Here is a 17,546-nt window from a genome sequence, read left to right as displayed (position 1 = left end):
AGAGTAAAAAGCGCATGGCGAAAAACGCCACACGCTTTTTTTGAATTCAGGGTTTGATAATAGCCTGACCACGCAACACGTCTAACAATTGCGCAATCAAATTTGTTACCAATTGTTGGCCATCAAGGTGGATTTCCGGCTGTTGCGGCGCCTCGTAAACCGCGTCGATACCGGTGAAATTGCGCAGCTCGCCGGCGCGCGCTTTCTTATACAATCCCTTCGGATCGCGCGCCTCGCAGATCGCCAACGGCGTATCGACAAACACCTCGATAAAGCGATCGTCGCCGAGCATCTCACGCACCATCTGCCGTTCGGCGCGGTGCGGCGAAATGAATGCGGTCAGCACCACCAGCCCGGCGTCCACCATCAGCTTGGCCACTTCCCCCACCCTGCGAATGTTCTCGCGCCGATCCTCGTCGGAGAAGCCGAGATCGCGGCACAGGCCGTGGCGCACGTTATCGCCGTCCAGCAGGTAGGTGCTGACGCCGAGCCCATGCAGCGCCTGCTCCAGCGCGCCGGCGACGGTGGATTTGCCCGAGCCGGACAGCCCGGTAAACCACAGCACCGCGCCGCGATGGCCGTTGCGCGCTTCGCGATCCGCGCGCGTCACCGCGTGCGAATGCCAAACCACATTTTCGTCGTCCGGCCCGGTCGCCCTCAGTTCAACGGCCACCTTATCGGCCACCGAGCAGATCGCGCGCGCCCCAGTGCGGGAAGTGCTTGCGCACCAGCGCATTCAGCTCCAGCTCGAAGGCGCTGAATTCGCCGCGCGCCACCGATGCGGCCTGCAGCGTTTCACGCACCAGCCCGGCGCCCACCGTGACGTTGCTCATGCGATCGATGAAGATCAGCCCGCCGGTGTCGTGATTGCTCTGGTAGCTGTCCAGCACCAGCGGTTCGTCGAAGGTCAGTTCCACCAATCCGATGCCATTGAGCGGCAACGTGTCGGCCGGATGCTGCGCCAGCGTATTGATCTCCACCTGATGGCGGAAGCTCTCCACGCGTGCACGGGTCTTTTTACCGGCGATCTTGATGTCGTAGCTCTGGCCCGGCACCAGCGGCTGCTCAGCCATCCACACCACGTCCACCAGCGCGCTCTGCGCCGCCTGCAGACTTTCGCCGGCGTCGACCAGCAGATCGCCGCGGCTGATGTCCACTTCATCCTTCAGCACCAGCGTAATCGCTTCACCCGGCACCGCCTCTGGCAGATCGCCGTCGAAGGTCACGATGCGCGCCACGCTGGACTCCACGCCGGAAGGCAGCACTTTGATGCGTTGCCCCACCCGCACCACGCCGGCGGACAGCGTACCGGCATAGCCGCGAAAATCGAGGTTCGGGCGGTTGACGTACTGCACCGGGAAGCGCAGCGGCTGGTTTTCTCGCTCGCTGACCACGTCAACGCTCTCCAGCACTTCCAGCAGCGTCGGGCCGCTGTACCACGGCATATGGGCGCTTTCGCTCGCCACGTTGTCGCCGTCCAGCGCCGACAGCGGCACGAACTTGATGTCCAGATCGCCTGGCAGCTGCTGGGCGAAGGTCAGGTAATCCTGTTTGAACTGCTCGAACACCGCTTCCTGATAGTCCACCAGATCCATTTTGTTTACCGCGACCACCAGATGGCGAATGCCCAGCAGGGTCGCGATAAAGCTGTGGCGGCGAGTCTGATCCAGCACCCCTTTACGCGCGTCGATCAGCAGGATCGCCAGATCGCAGGTAGAGGCACCGGTGGCCATGTTGCGGGTGTACTGCTCATGCCCCGGGGTATCGGCGATGATAAACTTGCGTTTTTCGGTCGAGAAGTAGCGATAGGCCACATCGATGGTGATGCCCTGCTCGCGCTCGGCCTGCAGACCGTCCACCAGCAGTGCCAGATCGAGCTTCTCGCCCTGGGTGCCGATGCGTTTGCTGTCGCTGTGCAGCGTCGACAGCTGATCCTCGTAGATCTGGCGGGTATCGTGCAGCAGGCGGCCGATCAGGGTGCTTTTGCCGTCGTCGACGCTGCCGCAGGTCAGAAAGCGCAGCAGGCTCTTGTGCTGCTGCGCGTGCAGATAGGACTCGACGCCGCCCTGGTCAGCGATTTGTTGTGCAATTGCGTTGTTCATCCGGCGGCTCCTTAGAAATACCCTTGACGCTTTTTCAGCTCCATCGAGCCGGACTGATCGCGATCGATCATCCGCCCCTGGCGTTCGCTGGTGGTGGAGACCAGCATCTCTTCGATGATCTCCGGCAGGGTTTGCGCCTGCGAGTCCACCGCACCGGTCAGCGGCCAGCACCCCAGCGTGCGGAAGCGCACCATGCGCTGGCTGATCACTTCACCCGGCTGCAGATCGATGCGATCGTCGTCCACCATCATCAGCATGCCGTCGCGCTCCACCACCGGGCGCGGTTTCGCCAGATACAGCGGCACGATGTCGATGTTTTCCAGGAAGATGTACTGCCAGATATCCAGCTCGGTCCAGTTCGACAGCGGGAAGACGCGGATGCTCTCCCCTTTGTTGATCTGGCCGTTGTAGTTGTGCCACAGCTCCGGCCGCTGGTTTTTCGGATCCCAGCGATGGAAGCGATCGCGGAACGAATAGATGCGCTCTTTGGCGCGCGATTTCTCCTCGTCGCGCCGCGCACCGCCGAAGGCGGCGTCGAAACCATACTTGTTCAACGCCTGCTTCAGGCCCTCGGTCTTCATGATGTCGGTATGCTTGGCGCTGCCGTGCACGAACGGGTTAATGCCCATCGCCACCCCTTCCGGGTTTTTATGCACCAGCAGCTCGAAGCCGTACTCCTTCGCGGTACGATCGCGGAATTCGTACATTTCGCGGAACTTCCAGCCGGTATCGACGTGCAGCAGCGGGAACGGCAGCGTGCCGGGGAAGAACGCCTTGCGCGCCAGATGCAGCATCACGGAAGAGTCTTTGCCGATGGAATACAGCATCACCGGATTGGCGAATTCAGCGGCGACTTCACGGATGATATGGATACTCTCCGCCTCCAATTGCCGCAAATGAGTGAGTCGTTTTTCGTCCATAACAGGTCCTTAAAAGCCTTGCCTATGCCAAATTCACGACGGCCGGGCGCGCGGCCCCTTCCGTCTGCGATTGATGCCCGAACCAGGCGATTTGGTGATGCAGTTCCACCACTTCGCCGATCACCAGCAGCGCCGGCAACGGCGCCCGTTGGGCCAGATATTCCAGTTGTTCCAGCGTGCCGATCTGCACCTGCTGATCGGCGCGTGTGCCGCGGCTGATCACCGCCACCGGCGTCGCGGCGTCGCGACCGTGGGCGATCAGGCGCTGGCTGATATCCGCCGCCTTCATGGTGCCCATGTAGATAGCCAGCGTCTGCCGCGCCCGGGCCAGATCGGCCCAGTCCAGGCCATCGCCGTCGGGGCGGCAGTGGCCGGTGATAAAGGTCACACTCTGCGCGTGGTCGCGGTGCGTCAGCGGAATGCCTGCGTAGGCGGTCGCCCCCGCGGCGGCCGTGACGCCCGGCACCACCTGGAACGGAATGCCGGCGGCGGCGGCCACCTGCAGCTCTTCGCCGCCGCGGCCAAAGATGAACGGATCGCCGCCCTTGAGGCGCACCACCCGTTTGCCCTGCTGCGCCAGCTCCACCAGCAGCCGGTTGGTCTCTTCCTGGATCACCGAGTGCGCGCCGGCGCGCTTGCCCACGCAGATGCGCTCGGCGTCGCGCCGCACCAGATCGAGGATCTCGCCGCTGACCAGATGGTCATACAGCACCACGTCCGCCTGCTGCATCACCTGCAGCCCGCGCAGGGTCAACAGCCCCACGTCGCCCGGCCCGGCGCCCACCAGGGCTATCTCGCCCTGTGCGCCCTCATCGCCTGCGGCGAAGCGGTGTAAATCCTGCTCCAGCTGCCGTTCCGCCTGCGCCGTCTGGCCGTTGGCCACCAGCGTGGCGAAACGGCCGCCGAAGGTTTTTTCCCAGAAACGGCGACGTTCGCCGATCGAAGCCAACCGCTGTTTGACCTGGCCGCGCCAGCGGCCCGCCACCTGCGCCATCTGCCCCAAACTGGCGGGCAGCAACGCCTCCAGCTTTTCGCGCAGCAACCGCGCCAGCACCGGCGCCTGGCCGCTGGACGATACGGCCACCACCAGCGGCGAACGATCGATGATCGACGGGAAGATGAACGAACAGCGCGGCTGATCGTCCACCACGTTGGCCAGCACCCGTCGTTTATCCGCCTCGGCGAACACCGCAGCGTTCAGCGCATTGTCGTCCGTGGCGGCGATCGCCAGAAACACGTCGTCCAACTGCTGCGGATCAAAGGTTTTCCCCAGCCAGAGCACCCGCCCTTGCTGACGTTGTTGTTCCAGTTCCGGTGAGAGCGACTGCGCAACTATCCGTATTTCAGCCCCGGCGCGCTGAAGCAGGAAGACTTTGCGCGCCGCCACGTCCCCACCGCCAACGACCAGCACCGGACGTTGTTTCAGGTCGGCGAATATTGGTAGATAGTCCACAACAGCCTTTTCATATAACAGAAAGATAGTGTGACTATACGGGCTGAGATTTAGCCTCTGAAATGACGAAAAGGAATGATTAGTTCCTTTATGGAATATAGGCCGCAGCGCAGGAGGCAAACCATGCTCATCGCGACGGCGATTTGCGCGTTCGCGCGAAAATTAAGAGACAGGGAAATTGTGTAATGCCGCCCGTCGTCTCATACTGGGCGCCGAAGAAAAATGATCGGCAGCGCCGATAGCAAAGAAGGATTTTTCGGTATGTTTTCCCGTTTTTACCTGAAGACCAGCCTGCTGGCCCTCGCACTCGGCGGCGTCTTCAGCGTGTGTGCCGCACAGCCCGCAAAAGACGCGCCTATGGGCCGTTTCGCCGCCGAACAGACCCGCCACATCGCCACTTACTTCCCCGGCCGCATGGCGGGCAGCCCAGCCGAACTGCTCACCGCCGACTACCTGAAGCAGCAGTTCAGCAAGATGGGTTACCAAAGCGATATTCGCAGCGTCAACACGCGCTATCTCTACACCAGCAAAGACGGCAAGAAGAACTGGAATAACGTCACCGCCAGCTCGGTGATCGCCGCCCGCAACGGCGACAGCCCGAAACAAATCGTGGTCGTCGCCCACTTCGACACCTATACGCCGCAGAGCGACGAGGATCTGGATAACAATCTCGGCGGCCTGACGCTGCAGGGCGTCGACGACAACGCCTCCGGCATCGGCGTGATGCTGGAGCTGGCGGAACGCCTGAAGGATATCCCCACCGCCTACGGCCTGCGCTTCGTCGCCACCAGCGCTGAAGAGATCGGTTCGCTGGGCGCGCAGAACTACCTGCAGCGCATGAGCGCGGAAGAGAAAAGCAACACCGTGCTGGTGATCAATCTCGACAGCCTGATCACCGGCGATCGTCTGTACTTCAACGCCGGGCGCAACACGCCGCCGCAGATGGCGAAGCGCTCCCGCGATCGCGCGCTGGATATCGCCCACCGCTACGGCATCGCCGCCGCCACCAACCCAGGCAACGCGCAGCATCCGCAAGGCACCGGCTGCTGTTCCGATCAAGAGGTGTTCGACGCCGCAGGCATCCCGGTCTTGTCGGTGGAGGCCACCAACTGGTCGCTGGGCGACAAGGACGGTTACCAGCAGCGCGCCGTCAGCCCGCACTTCCCGCAGGGCATCACCTGGCACCGCCCGCAATACGACAACCTGCAATATCTGGATCGCTACCTGCCGGGGCGGATCGACAAACGCAGCCGCGACAGCGTGCAGATCCTGCTGCCCTTGATCAAAGAGCTGGCGCAGGCGCACCCGCCGAAAGCGCAAAAGAAAAAGTAGCCCGTAAAAAAACAGGGCCCAGCATTGCTGAGCCCTGTGATGTCATTCGCGTCGTTTAGCCTTCGTGCAGACCGCACTCGCGCTTCAGGCCAAAGAAGCGCGTCTCTTCCTCGCTCATGCCCGGCTCCCACTTTTGAGTGGTGTGGGTATCGCCTACCGACAGGTAACCCTGCTCCCACAGCGGGTGATAACTCAGCCCGTGTTCGGTCAGATACTGGTAAATCTTGCGGTTGTCCCAGTCGATGATCGGCAGGATCTTGAACACCCCACGCTGCACCGCCAGTACCGGCAGATTGGCGCGGCTGCCGGACTGCTCGCGCCGCAGGCCGGCGAACCAGCTCTGCGCGCCCAGCGTCTCCAGCGCGCGGTTCATCGGCTCGACCTTGTTGATCTGGTTGTATTTTTCAATCCCTTCCACACCCTGCTCCCACAGTTTGCCATAGCGCGCCTCTTGCCAGGCGGGAGACTGCTCCGCGCGGAACACCTGCAGATTCAGCTTCAGCTGGTCGGCCAGTTGATCGATAAAGCGGTAGGTTTCCGGGAACAGGTAACCGGTGTCGGTCAGGATCACCGGGATATCCGGCCGGATGCGCGTCACCAGGTGCAGACACACCGCCGCCTGAATGCCGAAACTGGACGAGAGTACGAACTCGCCGGGCAGATGCGCCAGCGCCCATTCAACGCGCTGTTCGGCGCTGAGGGTCTCCAGTTGGCCGTTGACCACCGCCAATGCCAGCGCCTGCCCGGATTTAGGCAACGCGTTCAGCGCCGCCAGATCGAATTCAGCCATGTTGTCTCTCCTGATGCTTGAAATTGCCTGTGCGCCCCCTCTGCCCAGAGGCCGCCCGGCCTCACTCCCAGAAATCCCGCGCCGGATCCAGCACCGGTTTGACGATGCCCGCGCGCACGGTGAAGTCGCCGAAGCCCTCGCCGGCGTTACGTTCCTTTGCCCAGCGCCCCACCAACAGGTCTACCTCGCTCAGGATCTCGTCTTCGTTGATGTTCTCGCGGTACATGCGCGGAATGCGCGTGCCTTCACGGTTGCCGCCCAAATGCAGGTTATAGCGGCCGACCGCCTTGCCCACCAGCCCCAGCTCCGCCAGCAGCGCGCGGCCGCAGCCGTTCGGGCAGCCGGTGATGCGCAGCACGATATGCTCGTCGCCCATCCCGTGCCGATGCATGATCCCCTCGACCTTGGTGACGAACTGCGGCAAGAAGCGCTCGGCCTCCGCCATCGCCAGCGGGCAGGTCGGGAAAGACACGCAGGCCATCGAGTTTTTGCGTTGCTCGCTGATCTGGTCGTCGATCAGACCATGTTCGCGCGCCAGGGCTTCAATCTTCGCCTTCTCGCTTTCCGGCACGCCGGCGATGATCACGTTTTGGTTCGCCGTCAGGCGGAAGTCGCCTTTATGGATCTTGGCGATCTCCGCCATGCCGGTCTTCAGCGGACGCCCCGGATAGTCCAGCAGGCGACCGTTCTCGATAAACAGCGTCAGATGCCACTGATCGTCGATACCCTTCACCCAACCGATGCGATCGCCGCGGCCGGTGAATTCATACGGCCGGATCGGCGCGAAGGTGATGCCGGCGCGCTTTTCCACTTCGGTGCGGAAAACGTCCACGCCGACGCGCTCCAGCGTGTATTTGGTCTTGGCGTTCTTGCGATCGGTACGGTTGCCCCAGTCGCGCTGCGTGGTCACCACCGCTTCCGCCACCGCCAGCGTATGCTCGAGCGGAATGTAACCGAACTCGCTGGCCTGACGCGCGTAGGTTTTCTTGTTGCCGTGCTCGATAGACAGCCCGCCGCCCACCAGCAGGTTGAAGCCCACCAGCTTGCCGTTTTCGGCGATCGCCACGAAGTTCATGTCGTTGGCGTGCAGATCGACGTCGTTCTGCGGCGGGATCACCACCGTGGTTTTGAATTTACGCGGCAGGTAGGTCGGCCCCAGAATTGGCTCTTCGTCGGTGGTGGCCACCTTTTCCTGATCCAGCCACACCTCTGCGTAGGCGCGGGTGCGCGGCAGCAGGTGTTCGGAGATCTTCTTCGCCCACTCGTAGGCTTCCTGATGCAGCTCGGACTCCACCGGGTTGGAGGTGCACAGCACGTTGCGGTTCACGTCGTTGGCGGTCGCCAGCGCGTCCAGCCCCAGGCGATTCAGCAACTGATGCACCGGTTTGACGTTGCCTTTCAGGATGCCATGAAACTGGAACGTCTGGCGGTTGGTGATGCGAATGCTGCCGTACAGCGTGCTTTCCTGCGCGAACTTGTCGATGCCCAGCCACTGCTGCGGACTGATGACGCCGCCCGGCAGGCGGCAGCGCAGCATCATGGCGTGGCGCGGCTCCAGCTTCTGCTCGGCGCGTTCGGCGCGAATGTCGCGGTCATCCTGCTGGTACATGCCGTGAAAACGGATCAGCAGGAAGTTGTCGCCGTTGAAGCCGCCGGTCAGACCGTCGTTCAAATCTTCGGCGATGGTGCCGCGCAAGAAGTTGCTCTCCTTCTTCATGCGCTCCGCATCGGCCAGTTTGCCTTCGACTACCAAAGGCCCGGGGTGTTTATCACTCATCAGTAAACATCTCGCTGATAACGGCGCTCAAGGCGCAGCTCACTTAAAAATTCATCCGCCTGCTCGGTATCCATGCCACCGTGCTCGGCCACCAGTTCCAGTAATGTGTGTTCCACGTCTTTCGCCATGCGATTGGCATCGCCGCAGACGTAAATGTGCGCGCCTTCCTGAATCCAGCGCCACACTTCCGCGCCCTGTTCGCGCAGTTTGTCTTGTACGTATATTTTATGTTGCTGGTCGCGGGACCAGGCCAGATCGATGCGGGTGAGCAGGCCGTCTTTCACGTAGCGCTGCCATTCAACCTGGTACAGGAAATCTTCGGTAAAGTGCGGGTTGCCGAAGAACAGCCAGTTTTTGCCGCCGGCGCCGTCGGCGTCGCGCTGCTGCATAAAGGCGCGGAACGGCGCGATGCCGGTGCCCGGGCCGATCATGATCACTGGCGTTTCCGGGTTGGCCGGCAGACGGAAGTTGTCGTTGTGCTCGATAAACACCCGCACGTCGCCGTCCTCCTCCAGGCGATCCGCCAGGAAACCGGAGGCGCCGCCGCTGCGAGCGCGCCCGTCGATGTCGTAACGCACGACGCCCACGGTGATGTGCACTTCGTTCTCATTTTCCGCCTGTGAAGAGGCGATGGAGTACAGGCGCGGCGTCAGCGGACGCAGCAGCCCGACCAGCTGTTCGGCGCTCAGATCCGCCGGCGCCTGGCGCACCATGTCGACGATCGGCGTGTTGTGCGCATACTGCTGCAGCGCGGCTTTATCCGCCAACAGACCGATCAGCGTTTCGTCGCGCGACAGCGCGGCGTATTTATCGACGATCGGCGTGGTGTTCTGCGTCAGTTCGAAATGGCTGCGCAGCGCCTGCGCCAGCGGCAGAGTCTGTCCTTCCACCTCGACCGGTTCGTCGCCTTTCAGCCACAGTAGCTGCACCAGTTCGTCCACCAGCGCCGGATCGTTGTCGAACCATACGCCGAGCGCATCGCCCGGCTGGTAGCGCAGGCCGGAATCGCCCAGGTCTATCTCGATATGGCGCACGTCTTTATCGGACGCGCGGCCGGTAATTTTCTGCTTGACCGCCAGTTGGGCGGTGAGCGGTTGTTCCTTGCTGTACGGGCTGCTGTCGATCAGGTCGACCGCGCCGCTGGCCAACGTGCCCGGCGCGGCGCTTTCCGCCGGCGCGCGCGCCTTCAGCACCGACACCACCTGTTTGCGCCAGGCGGCGGCCAGTTCCTGATACTCCACGTCGGCATCCACGCGCTCCACCAGGCGCTCGGCGCCCAGTTCGGCCAACTTGGCGTCGAAATCTTTACCGGACTGACAGAAATTCTCATAAGAGGTGTCGCCCAGCCCGAACACCGCAAACGCGGTGTCACTCAGTTTCGGCGCCTTTTTCGAGAACAGGTATTTATGCAGCGCCACCGCTTCTTCCGCCGGCTCGCCCTCCCCTTGCGTGGAGGCGACGATCACCAGCAGGCGCTCTTGCGCTATCTGTTTGAACTTGTAATCGCCGGCGCTGATCAGCGTGGCGTTCAGATTGGCGGCCAGCAAATCGTCGCGCAGCTGCTCCGCCAGGCGGCGCGCATTGCCGGTCTGCGAAGCAGAAATGATGGTGATGCCGGCGGCGGCAGGGGCGGCGGGCGCAATGGCCACGGCTCCTGGCTGTTGATTGACCATGCCCCAAAAATAGCCGGACAGCCACGCCAGCTGCGTCGGCGAATAATCGCCGATCGTCGCCTGCAGGCGTGCCAGCTGTTCGGGCGTCAGCGGGAGCAAAGATGTTGGAGGAGCCTGAGTCGTCATTGCTGTACTTATTTCCTATACTTAGCGCCTTTCCTGCCAGGCGCGCGCCAGTGTCAGTCGCTGTCTCTTCGCTGCGTCGGGCGTGCGGAAAAGATCAGGAGAGTTTGTAAGGTTACCGAGCAGAATAGCAACGATTAAATAAGGGATAGCAATAAATCATAACCAAAATGACTAAGCTGTTTTTCCGGTAAGGGATAACGCTTAAACCGTTAAACAAAGTTTTTTATCCAGATGAAAATAAAGCGCTTTTTTTCATCATTTTTTCACCGTTCAACATTTCGGCTCATAACCCCAGCCGATAGGTGCCGCAGACACCAAACAAAAAAAGTGTTAACCGGATGCGTTTGCCGTGGCGGTAGACCATAACGGTATAAATGGCAAGCAGACGCGCTTTCCGGTACTATGCGGCGGTTTTTGAGTCAATGAGGCCGTAATAATGGCAACCACGCTGTTTAAAGATTTTCAGTTTGAAGCCGCACACCGTTTGCCGCATGTGCCGGAGGGCCACAAATGCGGCCGTCTGCATGGGCATTCGTTTATGGTGCGTCTGGAAGTGACCGGTGAAGTGGATCCCCACACCGGTTGGGTGATGGATTTCGCCGAGCTCAAGGCTGTGTTTTCCCCGATCTGGGAGCGGCTGGATCACCATTATCTGAACGATATTCCAGGATTGGAAAATCCCACCAGCGAAGTGCTCGCCGCCTGGATTTGGCAGCAGCTCAAGCCCCAGTTACCGGAACTGACTGCGGTGATGGTGAAAGAGACCTGTACGGCGGGATGCGTATATAAAGGTTGATGCCGTGAGGGTATGTGCAGATACCCTCACACTACCTCGCCTTGCAGATCCAGACGCCGCGTCGTCCAGGGCCTTTCCGACAGGCTCAGCGCCATTCCCCCTCGATAGACAAACGTTTTGCTCTCGCCATCCTCAATGAACGCCGTCTCGTTTTCCATCGCCCGATAGCCGGCGCCGGTATAGTACTTTTCGCTTACCGCAAACAGTATGGAATACGCGATCCCTTTACTGCGCAAATAGTCATGCGCCTTCACCAGCATGTTTGCGGCCACGCCGCGGCGCCGATGCGTGTGTGCCACGGCCACCAGCCCGATGATGCCGATCACCTCGGCCTCACCGTCAATCAACACCGGCCGCTCATGCACCGCCAGTTGGCCGACGATCGCCTCGCCTTCCGTGGCGGTCACCAGGCAAGCCGGCACCTGCCGCCGATAAAATCCGTCGGTTATCTCGGGGAAAGCGTCAGACAACAGCGAGCGAATCGACCGCAATTCCGCTTCCGTCACCGCCTCGAATGCACGCGATACAATTTTCACCGTAACTCCCGTCCCGTTCGAAGGCCTGCGGCCAATAAAAAACTCAGGCGATATTCAGATATTTGTGGGTCTGCATCGACAGCCGCCAATTGCGCGCAATGCAGGTTTCGATGCACAGGCGGGTCGCCTCTTCTTTCTGGCTGATCGGCTGCAGCGCGATAATGCGCGCCTTATCGTCCTGCAGCGTCGCCAGCAGCGCATCCAGCGCCTCGATATCGCGCTCGCGCGCCACCGGATGCTTCACCTCGTCGGCGCGCCGCAGCGCCTGATCCAGCACCTTCATGCCGCCGCGCATATTCACCTTGGGCGAAACCGTCACCCAGGTGTTGGCGGAACAGCGAATTTCGTGGGTGCCGCTGGTTTCAATCTGGCAACGGTAGCCGTGCTGTTCGAACAGCTCGGTCAACGGCGCCAGATCGTAGATGCAGGGTTCACCGCCGGTGATCACCACATGGCGCGCGGTGTAACCTTGTTGGCGCATCACCGCCAACAGCTGCTCGGCGCCGGCATTGCCCCAGGCGTCGCTCTCTTCTGTTTTGACCAGGATCCGTTGCAGGTCTACTTCCCGATGGGCTTCCTTTTCCCAGGTATGTTTGGTGTCGCACCAGCTGCACCCTACCGGGCAGCCCTGCAGGCGGATGAAAATGGCCGGAACGCCGGTGAAAAAGCCTTCGCCCTGCAAGGTTTGGAACATCTCGTTGATCGGGTACTGCATCGGTTTCTCAATCTGGAAAAGTAAAAAGCGATTATCGCAGATTCCGGCCCGGCGACCAAACGGCCAAAATTGTATTAAATTTTATCCTCCGCGCCGCCGTCAGCATATCTCACCGCCAAGGGCGTTCATTTAATTTGTTAACCGGTCTTTGGCCTTTCATCGGCGGTGCAACCTGCTCCACAGAAAACAACACGCAGTTAACAAATAAGATAATTATATTTGACATAAAGCGCCGACGCGCAGATGTATATACAAGCAAACACAAGCCGAGCGCCAGTTTCGGCCACGTTCCATCCATCACGACTACATCTGCGTTTAGAGGGTGCCATGACTCATTCCACCAGCGAGTTAAACATTCAACAGGCCATCGACGACAGCAAGTTTTCGCTGTTTCACTGGACACTGATCATTCTCGGATTTCTGATCCTCGCCATCGACGGTTTCGATACCGCCGCCATGGGCTATATCGCCCCCTCGGTCGCCAAAGACTGGGGCATCGTGAAGCAGGATCTTGGACCGGTGCTGAGCGCTGCGCTGCTGGGGCTGTCGCTCGGCGCGCTGATCGCCGGGCCGATCTCCGACCGCATCGGCCGCAAGCGCGTGCTGGTGTTTTCCTGTCTGTTCTTCGGCCTGTCGAGCCTGGCCACCGCCTATGCCGGTTCGCTCAACAGCCTGACGCTGTGGCGCTTCCTCACCGGCCTCGGGCTGGGGGCGGCGATGCCCAACGCCATTACCTTGATCTCCGAATACGCACCGCAGCGCTGCCGTTCGCTGGCGATCAACACCATGTACTGCGGTTTTCCGCTGGGCGCGGCCGGCGGCGGCGCCATTTCATCGTGGCTGATCCCGAACTACGGCTGGCACAGCGTGCTGCTGCTCGGCGCCATCGCCCCGCTGGTCTTGACTGTCCTGCTGATCCTGCTGCTGCCGGAGTCGGTCAAATATATGGTTAACCGCGGCCAGGATGCGGCGAAGATCAAGCGCATCGCGCAGCGCTTCGTTAGCCGGAGCCTCGACGGCGTGACGCGTTTTTACCTGTACGAAGAGAAGCTGGCGCAGACCAAGACCAGCGTCGGCCTGCTGTTCAGCCGCCCTTACCTGCTCGGCACGCTGATGCTGTGGCTGACCTACTTTATGGGGCTGGTGATCTACTACGTGTTGCTGAGCTGGATGCCGATCCTGATGCAGGGATTGGGCTATCAGTTGGAGCAATCGGCGATGCTCACCTCGCTGTTCACCTTCGGCGGCACGCTGGGCATCCTGGTGGCCGGCTGGTTGATGGACCGCTGGAATGCGCACAAAGTCGTCTCGAGCGGCTTTGTCGTCACCGCCCTGCTGATCGTGGCGATGGCCACCGAGGATAAACAGATCGTGCTGCTGGGCGCCTTCATCTTCCTGATGGGCGTCACCATGAACGGCGCGCAGTCCGGGCTGCAAACGCTGGCGGCGACCTTCTACCCGACCCACAGCCGCGCCACCGGCATCGCCTGGATGCAGGGCATCGGCCGCTTCGGCGGCGTCGCCGGCACCATGATGGGCGCCCAACTGCTGGCCATGCAGTGGGAAGTGCAGAGCATCCTGATGTTCCTGTGCGTGCCGGCGCTGATCGCCGCCATCGCCACGGTGTGCAAGATGAGCCGCAAACCGACGCTACAGCCGGCCGCCTGACCCTTGCAAGCCCGCCCACGGCGGGCTTTCTTCCTGCGGCGATAGGGCTTTTTTATCCTCCGCCGTCAACTGTAATCAGACTGTAAAAATATTGTGACTAGCCGCCCAAAAATGAGTCAATTTTAATTCATTTTTGCCGAACAGCTCACTTTTCTCCGGCTTCCCGTACCTGAGACCGGCGATAAAAAATCGCATATCAATCTGATATAAAAAGAAAATAACTTTTTCTTATGCCACTTTTCAGCGGCAACTGGTCAGTGTTGCATATGCTTGTACATACAAGTATATGTTAATAAGCCCTACGCATTGTTATGCCGTGGTACTCATCCCCACCGCGGCATGGAATCTGCACCGATACTGTTTGAGGAAAATGCTGTGACTACAAATAACAAAGTTCGCAATGTCGATGTACGCGCGCCACGCGGCACACAATTAAACGCAAAAAGCTGGCTGACCGAAGCGCCGTTACGCATGCTGATGAACAACCTCGATCCTGAAGTTGCGGAGAACCCACACGAGCTGGTGGTGTACGGCGGCATCGGCCGCGCCGCGCGCGACTGGGATTGCTACGACAAGATCGTCGAAACCCTGAAAACGCTGGAAGAAGACGAAACCCTTCTGGTGCAGTCCGGCAAACCGGTCGGCGTATTCAAAACCCACAGCAACGCGCCGCGCGTGCTGATCGCCAACTCCAACCTGGTGCCGCACTGGGCAACCTGGGAACACTTCAACGAGCTGGACGCCAAAGGCCTGGCGATGTACGGCCAGATGACCGCCGGCAGCTGGATCTACATCGGCAGCCAGGGCATCGTTCAGGGCACCTATGAAACCTTCGTCGAAGCGGGCCGCCAGCACTACGACGGCAGTCTGCAGGGGCGCTGGGTGCTGACCGCCGGTCTGGGCGGCATGGGCGGCGCCCAGCCGCTGGCCGCGACGCTGGCGGGCGCCTGCTCGCTGAACATCGAATGTCAGCAGAGCCGCATCGATTTCCGTCTGAAAACCCGCTACGTCGATGAGCAGGCCAAAGATCTGGACGACGCGCTGGCCCGCATCAAAAAATACACCGCAGAAGGCAAAGCCATCTCCATCGCTCTGTGCGGCAACGCGGCGGAAATCCTGCCTGAGCTGGTGCGCCGCGGCGTGCGCCCGGACATGGTCACCGACCAGACCAGCGCCCACGATCCGCTGAACGGCTACCTGCCGAAGGGCTGGAGCTGGGAAGAGTATCGCCAGCGCGCGCAAACCGAGCCGGCCAAAGTGGTCGCCGCCGCCAAGCAATCGATGGCCGATCACGTCAAAGCCATGCTGGCGTTCCAGCAGATGGGCGTGCCGACCTTCGACTACGGCAACAACATTCGCCAGATGGCGAAAGAAACCGGCGTCGACAACGCCTTCGACTTCCCGGGCTTCGTGCCGGCCTACATCCGTCCGCTGTTCTGCCGCGGCATCGGGCCGTTCCGCTGGGCGGCGCTGTCCGGCGATCCGCAGGACATCTACAAAACCGACGCCATGGTGAAAGAGCTGATCCCGGATGACGAGCACCTGCACCGCTGGCTGGACATGGCGCGCGAGCGCATCAGCTTCCAGGGCCTGCCGGCGCGCATCTGCTGGGTTGGCCTCGGCCAGCGCGCCAAGCTGGGCCTGGCGTTCAACGAGATGGTGCGCCGCGGCGAACTGTCCGCCCCGATCGTCATCGGCCGCGACCACCTGGATTCCGGCTCCGTTTCCAGCCCGAACCGTGAAACCGAAGCGATGAAAGACGGTTCCGATGCCGTTTCCGACTGGCCGCTGCTGAACGCGCTGCTGAATACCGCCAGCGGCGCCACCTGGGTTTCCCTGCACCACGGCGGCGGCGTCGGCATGGGCTTCTCCCAACACTCCGGCATGGTGATCGTCTGCGACGGCACCGACGAAGCCGCCGAGCGCATCGCCCGCGTCCTGCACAATGACCCGGCTACCGGGGTCATGCGTCACGCCGACGCCGGTTACGATATCGCTATCGACTGCGCCCGTGAGCAAGGCCTGAACCTGCCGATGGTTGCCGCGACCCAAGGAGAAAAAGCATGAAAGCGCTGACTATTCGCCCAGGCAAACTGACGCTGGCCCAGCTACGCGACGTGTATCAACACCCGGTGACGCTGACGCTGGACGACAACGCCTACGGCCCTATCCAGCAGAGCGTGGCCTGCGTGGAACGCATCGTTGAAGAAAACCGCACCACTTACGGCATCAACACCGGGTTTGGCCTGCTGGCTTCGACGCGCATCGCCCGCGACGATTTGGAAAACCTGCAGCGTTCGATCGTGCTGTCACACGCCGCCGGCGTGGGCGAGCCCACCGACGACAATCTGGTGCGCCTGATCATGGTGCTGAAAATCAACAGCCTGTCGCGCGGCTTCTCCGGCATTCGTCTGGAAGTCATCCAGGCGCTGATCGCGCTGGTCAACGCCGAAGTTTATCCGCATATCCCGCTGAAGGGCTCGGTCGGCGCCTCCGGCGACCTGGCGCCGCTGGCGCACATGAGCCTGGTGCTGCTGGGCGAAGGCCAGGCGCGTCATCAGGGCCAATGGCTGCCGGCGACCGAAGCGCTGGCCAAGGCCGGTCTGAAACCGCTGACGCTGGCGGCGAAAGAGGGCCTGGCGCTGCTGAACGGCACCCAGGTCTCCGCCGCCTTCGCGCTGCGCGGGCTGTTCGACGCGGAAGACCTGTTCGCCGCCGCGACCGTGGCGGGCAGCCTGACGGTGGAAGCGGCGCTGGGCTCCCGCAGCCCGTTCGATGCGCGTATCCATGAGGTGCGCGGCCAGCGCGGCCAGATCGACGCCGCCCTCGCCTACCGCCACCTGCTCGGCGCGCGCAGCGAAGTCTCCGACTCGCACCGCAACTGCGAAAAAGTGCAGGATCCTTACTCCCTGCGCTGCCAGCCGCAGGTAATGGGCGCCTGCCTGACGCAGATCCGCCAGGCCGCCGAGGTGCTGGAGATCGAAGCCAACGCCGTCTCCGATAACCCGCTGGTGTTCGCCGAGCAGGGTGACGTGCTGTCCGGCGGCAACTTCCATGCCGAACCGGTGGCGATGGCCGCCGATAACCTGGCGCTGGCGTTCGCCGAAATCGGTTCGCTGTCCGAACGTCGCATCTCGCTGATGATGGACAAACACATGTCGCAACTGCCGCCGTTCCTGGTGGAAAACGGCGGCGTGAACTCCGGCTTCATGATCGCTCAGGTCACCGCCGCGGCGCTGGCCAGCGAAAACAAAGCGCTGGCGCATCCGTCGAGCGTCGACAGCATCCCGACCTCCGCCAACCAGGAAGACCACGTCTCCATGGCGCCGGCCGCCGGTCGCCGTCTGTGGAGCATGGCGGACAACGTGCGCGGCATTCTGGCGGTCGAATGGCTGGCCGCCTGCCAGGGCCTGGATTTCCGCAACGGCCTGAAGACCTCGGAAGGTCTGGAGCAGGCGCGCCGTCTGCTGCGCGAGCATGTCAGTTTCTACGACAAGGATCGTTTCTTCGCCCCCGACATTGAAGCCGCCAGCCAACTCTTGGCGGCCGGTCACCTGACATCGCTGCTGCCTGCGGCGCTGCTGCCTAGCCAGGCATAATCATCACACACTGAATCACGCAGTTTGTTCTGCCCCGCCGGGTGCGTTCCACCCGGTGC

At 61.6% G+C, this 17,546-nt stretch carries 14 protein-coding genes; 5 read left to right on the top strand and 9 right to left on the bottom strand.

The window, feature by feature from the left end:
* Window positions 1–46: 46 nt before the first annotated feature.
* Genes cysC through cysG form a run of 4 tightly spaced genes read right to left on the bottom strand, consistent with a single transcriptional unit; the run spans window position 47 to window position 4,475 of the window.
* Window positions 47–736, bottom strand: a complete 690-nt coding sequence (cysC, locus tag J9788_RS16765; RefSeq protein ID WP_182265296.1) for an adenylyl-sulfate kinase — start codon at window positions 734–736, stop codon at window positions 47–49.
* Entirely contained in the window at window positions 675–2,102 is a 1,428-nt protein-coding gene (cysN, locus tag J9788_RS16760) for a sulfate adenylyltransferase subunit CysN (RefSeq protein ID WP_182265295.1), read from the bottom strand. Before cysN ends, cysC begins: the two co-directional genes overlap by 62 nt.
* Window positions 2,103–2,113: 11 nt before the next feature.
* Window positions 2,114–3,022, bottom strand: coding sequence for a sulfate adenylyltransferase subunit CysD (gene cysD / locus J9788_RS16755; RefSeq protein ID WP_033641883.1), 909 nt, complete (start codon window positions 3,020–3,022; stop codon window positions 2,114–2,116).
* 22 nt (window positions 3,023–3,044) lie between these two features.
* Entirely contained in the window at window positions 3,045–4,475 is a 1,431-nt protein-coding gene (cysG, locus tag J9788_RS16750; RefSeq protein WP_046898151.1) for a siroheme synthase CysG, read from the bottom strand.
* Window positions 4,476–4,736: 261 nt separating this feature from the next.
* On the opposite strand from cysG, the gene J9788_RS16745 reads away from it, so the two are divergent.
* Complete coding sequence (locus tag J9788_RS16745) at window positions 4,737–5,807, top strand: aminopeptidase (protein WP_046898199.1); 1,071 nt, start codon at window positions 4,737–4,739, stop codon at window positions 5,805–5,807.
* A 55-nt stretch (window positions 5,808–5,862) separates the two neighbouring features.
* Here J9788_RS16745 and J9788_RS16740 read toward each other — a convergent pair whose 3' ends face one another.
* From J9788_RS16740 to cysJ, 3 genes are all read right to left on the bottom strand, one after another.
* Window positions 5,863–6,597, bottom strand: a complete 735-nt coding sequence (locus J9788_RS16740) for a phosphoadenylyl-sulfate reductase (RefSeq protein WP_046898150.1) — start codon at window positions 6,595–6,597, stop codon at window positions 5,863–5,865.
* Between the two features lie 61 nt (window positions 6,598–6,658).
* Window positions 6,659–8,374, bottom strand: coding sequence for an assimilatory sulfite reductase (NADPH) hemoprotein subunit (gene cysI, locus J9788_RS16735; RefSeq protein ID WP_182265294.1), 1,716 nt, complete (start codon window positions 8,372–8,374; stop codon window positions 6,659–6,661).
* The gene (gene cysJ / locus J9788_RS16730) at window positions 8,374–10,173 is read right to left on the bottom strand and encodes an NADPH-dependent assimilatory sulfite reductase flavoprotein subunit (RefSeq protein ID WP_182265293.1); all 1,800 of its coding nucleotides are present in this window, start codon (window positions 10,171–10,173) and stop codon (window positions 8,374–8,376) included. The genes cysI and cysJ overlap by 1 nt, the downstream gene beginning before the upstream one ends.
* 436 nt (window positions 10,174–10,609) lie before the next feature.
* On the opposite strand from cysJ, the gene queD reads away from it, so the two are divergent.
* A complete protein-coding gene (gene queD / locus J9788_RS16725) occupies window positions 10,610–10,969 on the top strand; it encodes a 6-carboxytetrahydropterin synthase QueD (RefSeq protein WP_004932638.1) in 360 nt (119 codons plus the stop codon).
* Between the two features lie 26 nt (window positions 10,970–10,995).
* Here the strand turns inward: queD and J9788_RS16720 are convergent, their stop codons facing one another.
* Complete coding sequence (locus tag J9788_RS16720; protein ID WP_052759946.1) at window positions 10,996–11,505, bottom strand: GNAT family N-acetyltransferase; 510 nt, start codon at window positions 11,503–11,505, stop codon at window positions 10,996–10,998.
* A 43-nt stretch (window positions 11,506–11,548) separates the two neighbouring features.
* Window positions 11,549–12,220, bottom strand: a complete 672-nt coding sequence (gene queE, locus J9788_RS16715) for a 7-carboxy-7-deazaguanine synthase QueE (RefSeq protein ID WP_033641878.1) — start codon at window positions 12,218–12,220, stop codon at window positions 11,549–11,551.
* Between the two features lie 327 nt (window positions 12,221–12,547).
* Between queE and J9788_RS16710 the strand changes: the two genes are divergently transcribed.
* From J9788_RS16710 to hutH, 3 genes are all read left to right on the top strand, one after another.
* Window positions 12,548–13,888 carry an aromatic acid/H+ symport family MFS transporter gene (locus J9788_RS16710; protein ID WP_033641877.1) on the top strand — a complete coding sequence of 447 codons (1,341 nt, stop codon included), beginning with the start codon at window positions 12,548–12,550 and terminating at the stop codon, window positions 13,886–13,888.
* A 375-nt stretch (window positions 13,889–14,263) separates the two neighbouring features.
* Window positions 14,264–15,955 (top strand): urocanate hydratase, encoded by a 1,692-nt coding sequence (gene hutU / locus J9788_RS16705; protein ID WP_015376677.1) that lies wholly within the window; start codon window positions 14,264–14,266, stop codon window positions 15,953–15,955.
* Entirely contained in the window at window positions 15,952–17,487 is a 1,536-nt protein-coding gene (hutH, locus tag J9788_RS16700) for a histidine ammonia-lyase (RefSeq protein WP_025301604.1), read from the top strand. Before hutU ends, hutH begins: the two co-directional genes overlap by 4 nt.
* Window positions 17,488–17,546 lie beyond the last annotated feature (59 nt).

Source organism: Serratia sp. X10 (assembly GCF_017811775.1).
GTDB lineage: Bacteria > Pseudomonadota > Gammaproteobacteria > Enterobacterales > Enterobacteriaceae > Serratia > Serratia ureilytica.
The sequence above is the reverse complement of the archived record's forward strand: the minus strand, read 5'-3'. Positions and strand labels throughout refer to the sequence as shown.

Coding starts and splice junctions, on each gene's coding strand:
- cysC (WP_182265296.1), bottom strand. CDS start 736: ATGCGCTGGTGCGCAAGCACTTCCCGCACTGGGGCGCGCGCGATCTGC.
- cysN (WP_182265295.1), bottom strand. CDS start 2,102: ATGAACAACGCAATTGCACAACAAATCGCTGACCAGGGCGGCGTCGAG.
- cysD (WP_033641883.1), bottom strand. CDS start 3,022: ATGGACGAAAAACGACTCACTCATTTGCGGCAATTGGAGGCGGAGAGT.
- J9788_RS16745 (WP_046898199.1), top strand. CDS start 4,737: ATGTTTTCCCGTTTTTACCTGAAGACCAGCCTGCTGGCCCTCGCACTC.
- J9788_RS16740 (WP_046898150.1), bottom strand. CDS start 6,597: ATGGCTGAATTCGATCTGGCGGCGCTGAACGCGTTGCCTAAATCCGGG.
- cysI (WP_182265294.1), bottom strand. CDS start 8,374: ATGAGTGATAAACACCCCGGGCCTTTGGTAGTCGAAGGCAAACTGGCC.
- cysJ (WP_182265293.1), bottom strand. CDS start 10,173: ATGACGACTCAGGCTCCTCCAACATCTTTGCTCCCGCTGACGCCCGAA.
- queD (WP_004932638.1), top strand. CDS start 10,610: ATGGCAACCACGCTGTTTAAAGATTTTCAGTTTGAAGCCGCACACCGT.
- queE (WP_033641878.1), bottom strand. CDS start 12,220: ATGCAGTACCCGATCAACGAGATGTTCCAAACCTTGCAGGGCGAAGGC.
- J9788_RS16710 (WP_033641877.1), top strand. CDS start 12,548: ATGACTCATTCCACCAGCGAGTTAAACATTCAACAGGCCATCGACGAC.
- hutH (WP_025301604.1), top strand. CDS start 15,952: ATGAAAGCGCTGACTATTCGCCCAGGCAAACTGACGCTGGCCCAGCTA.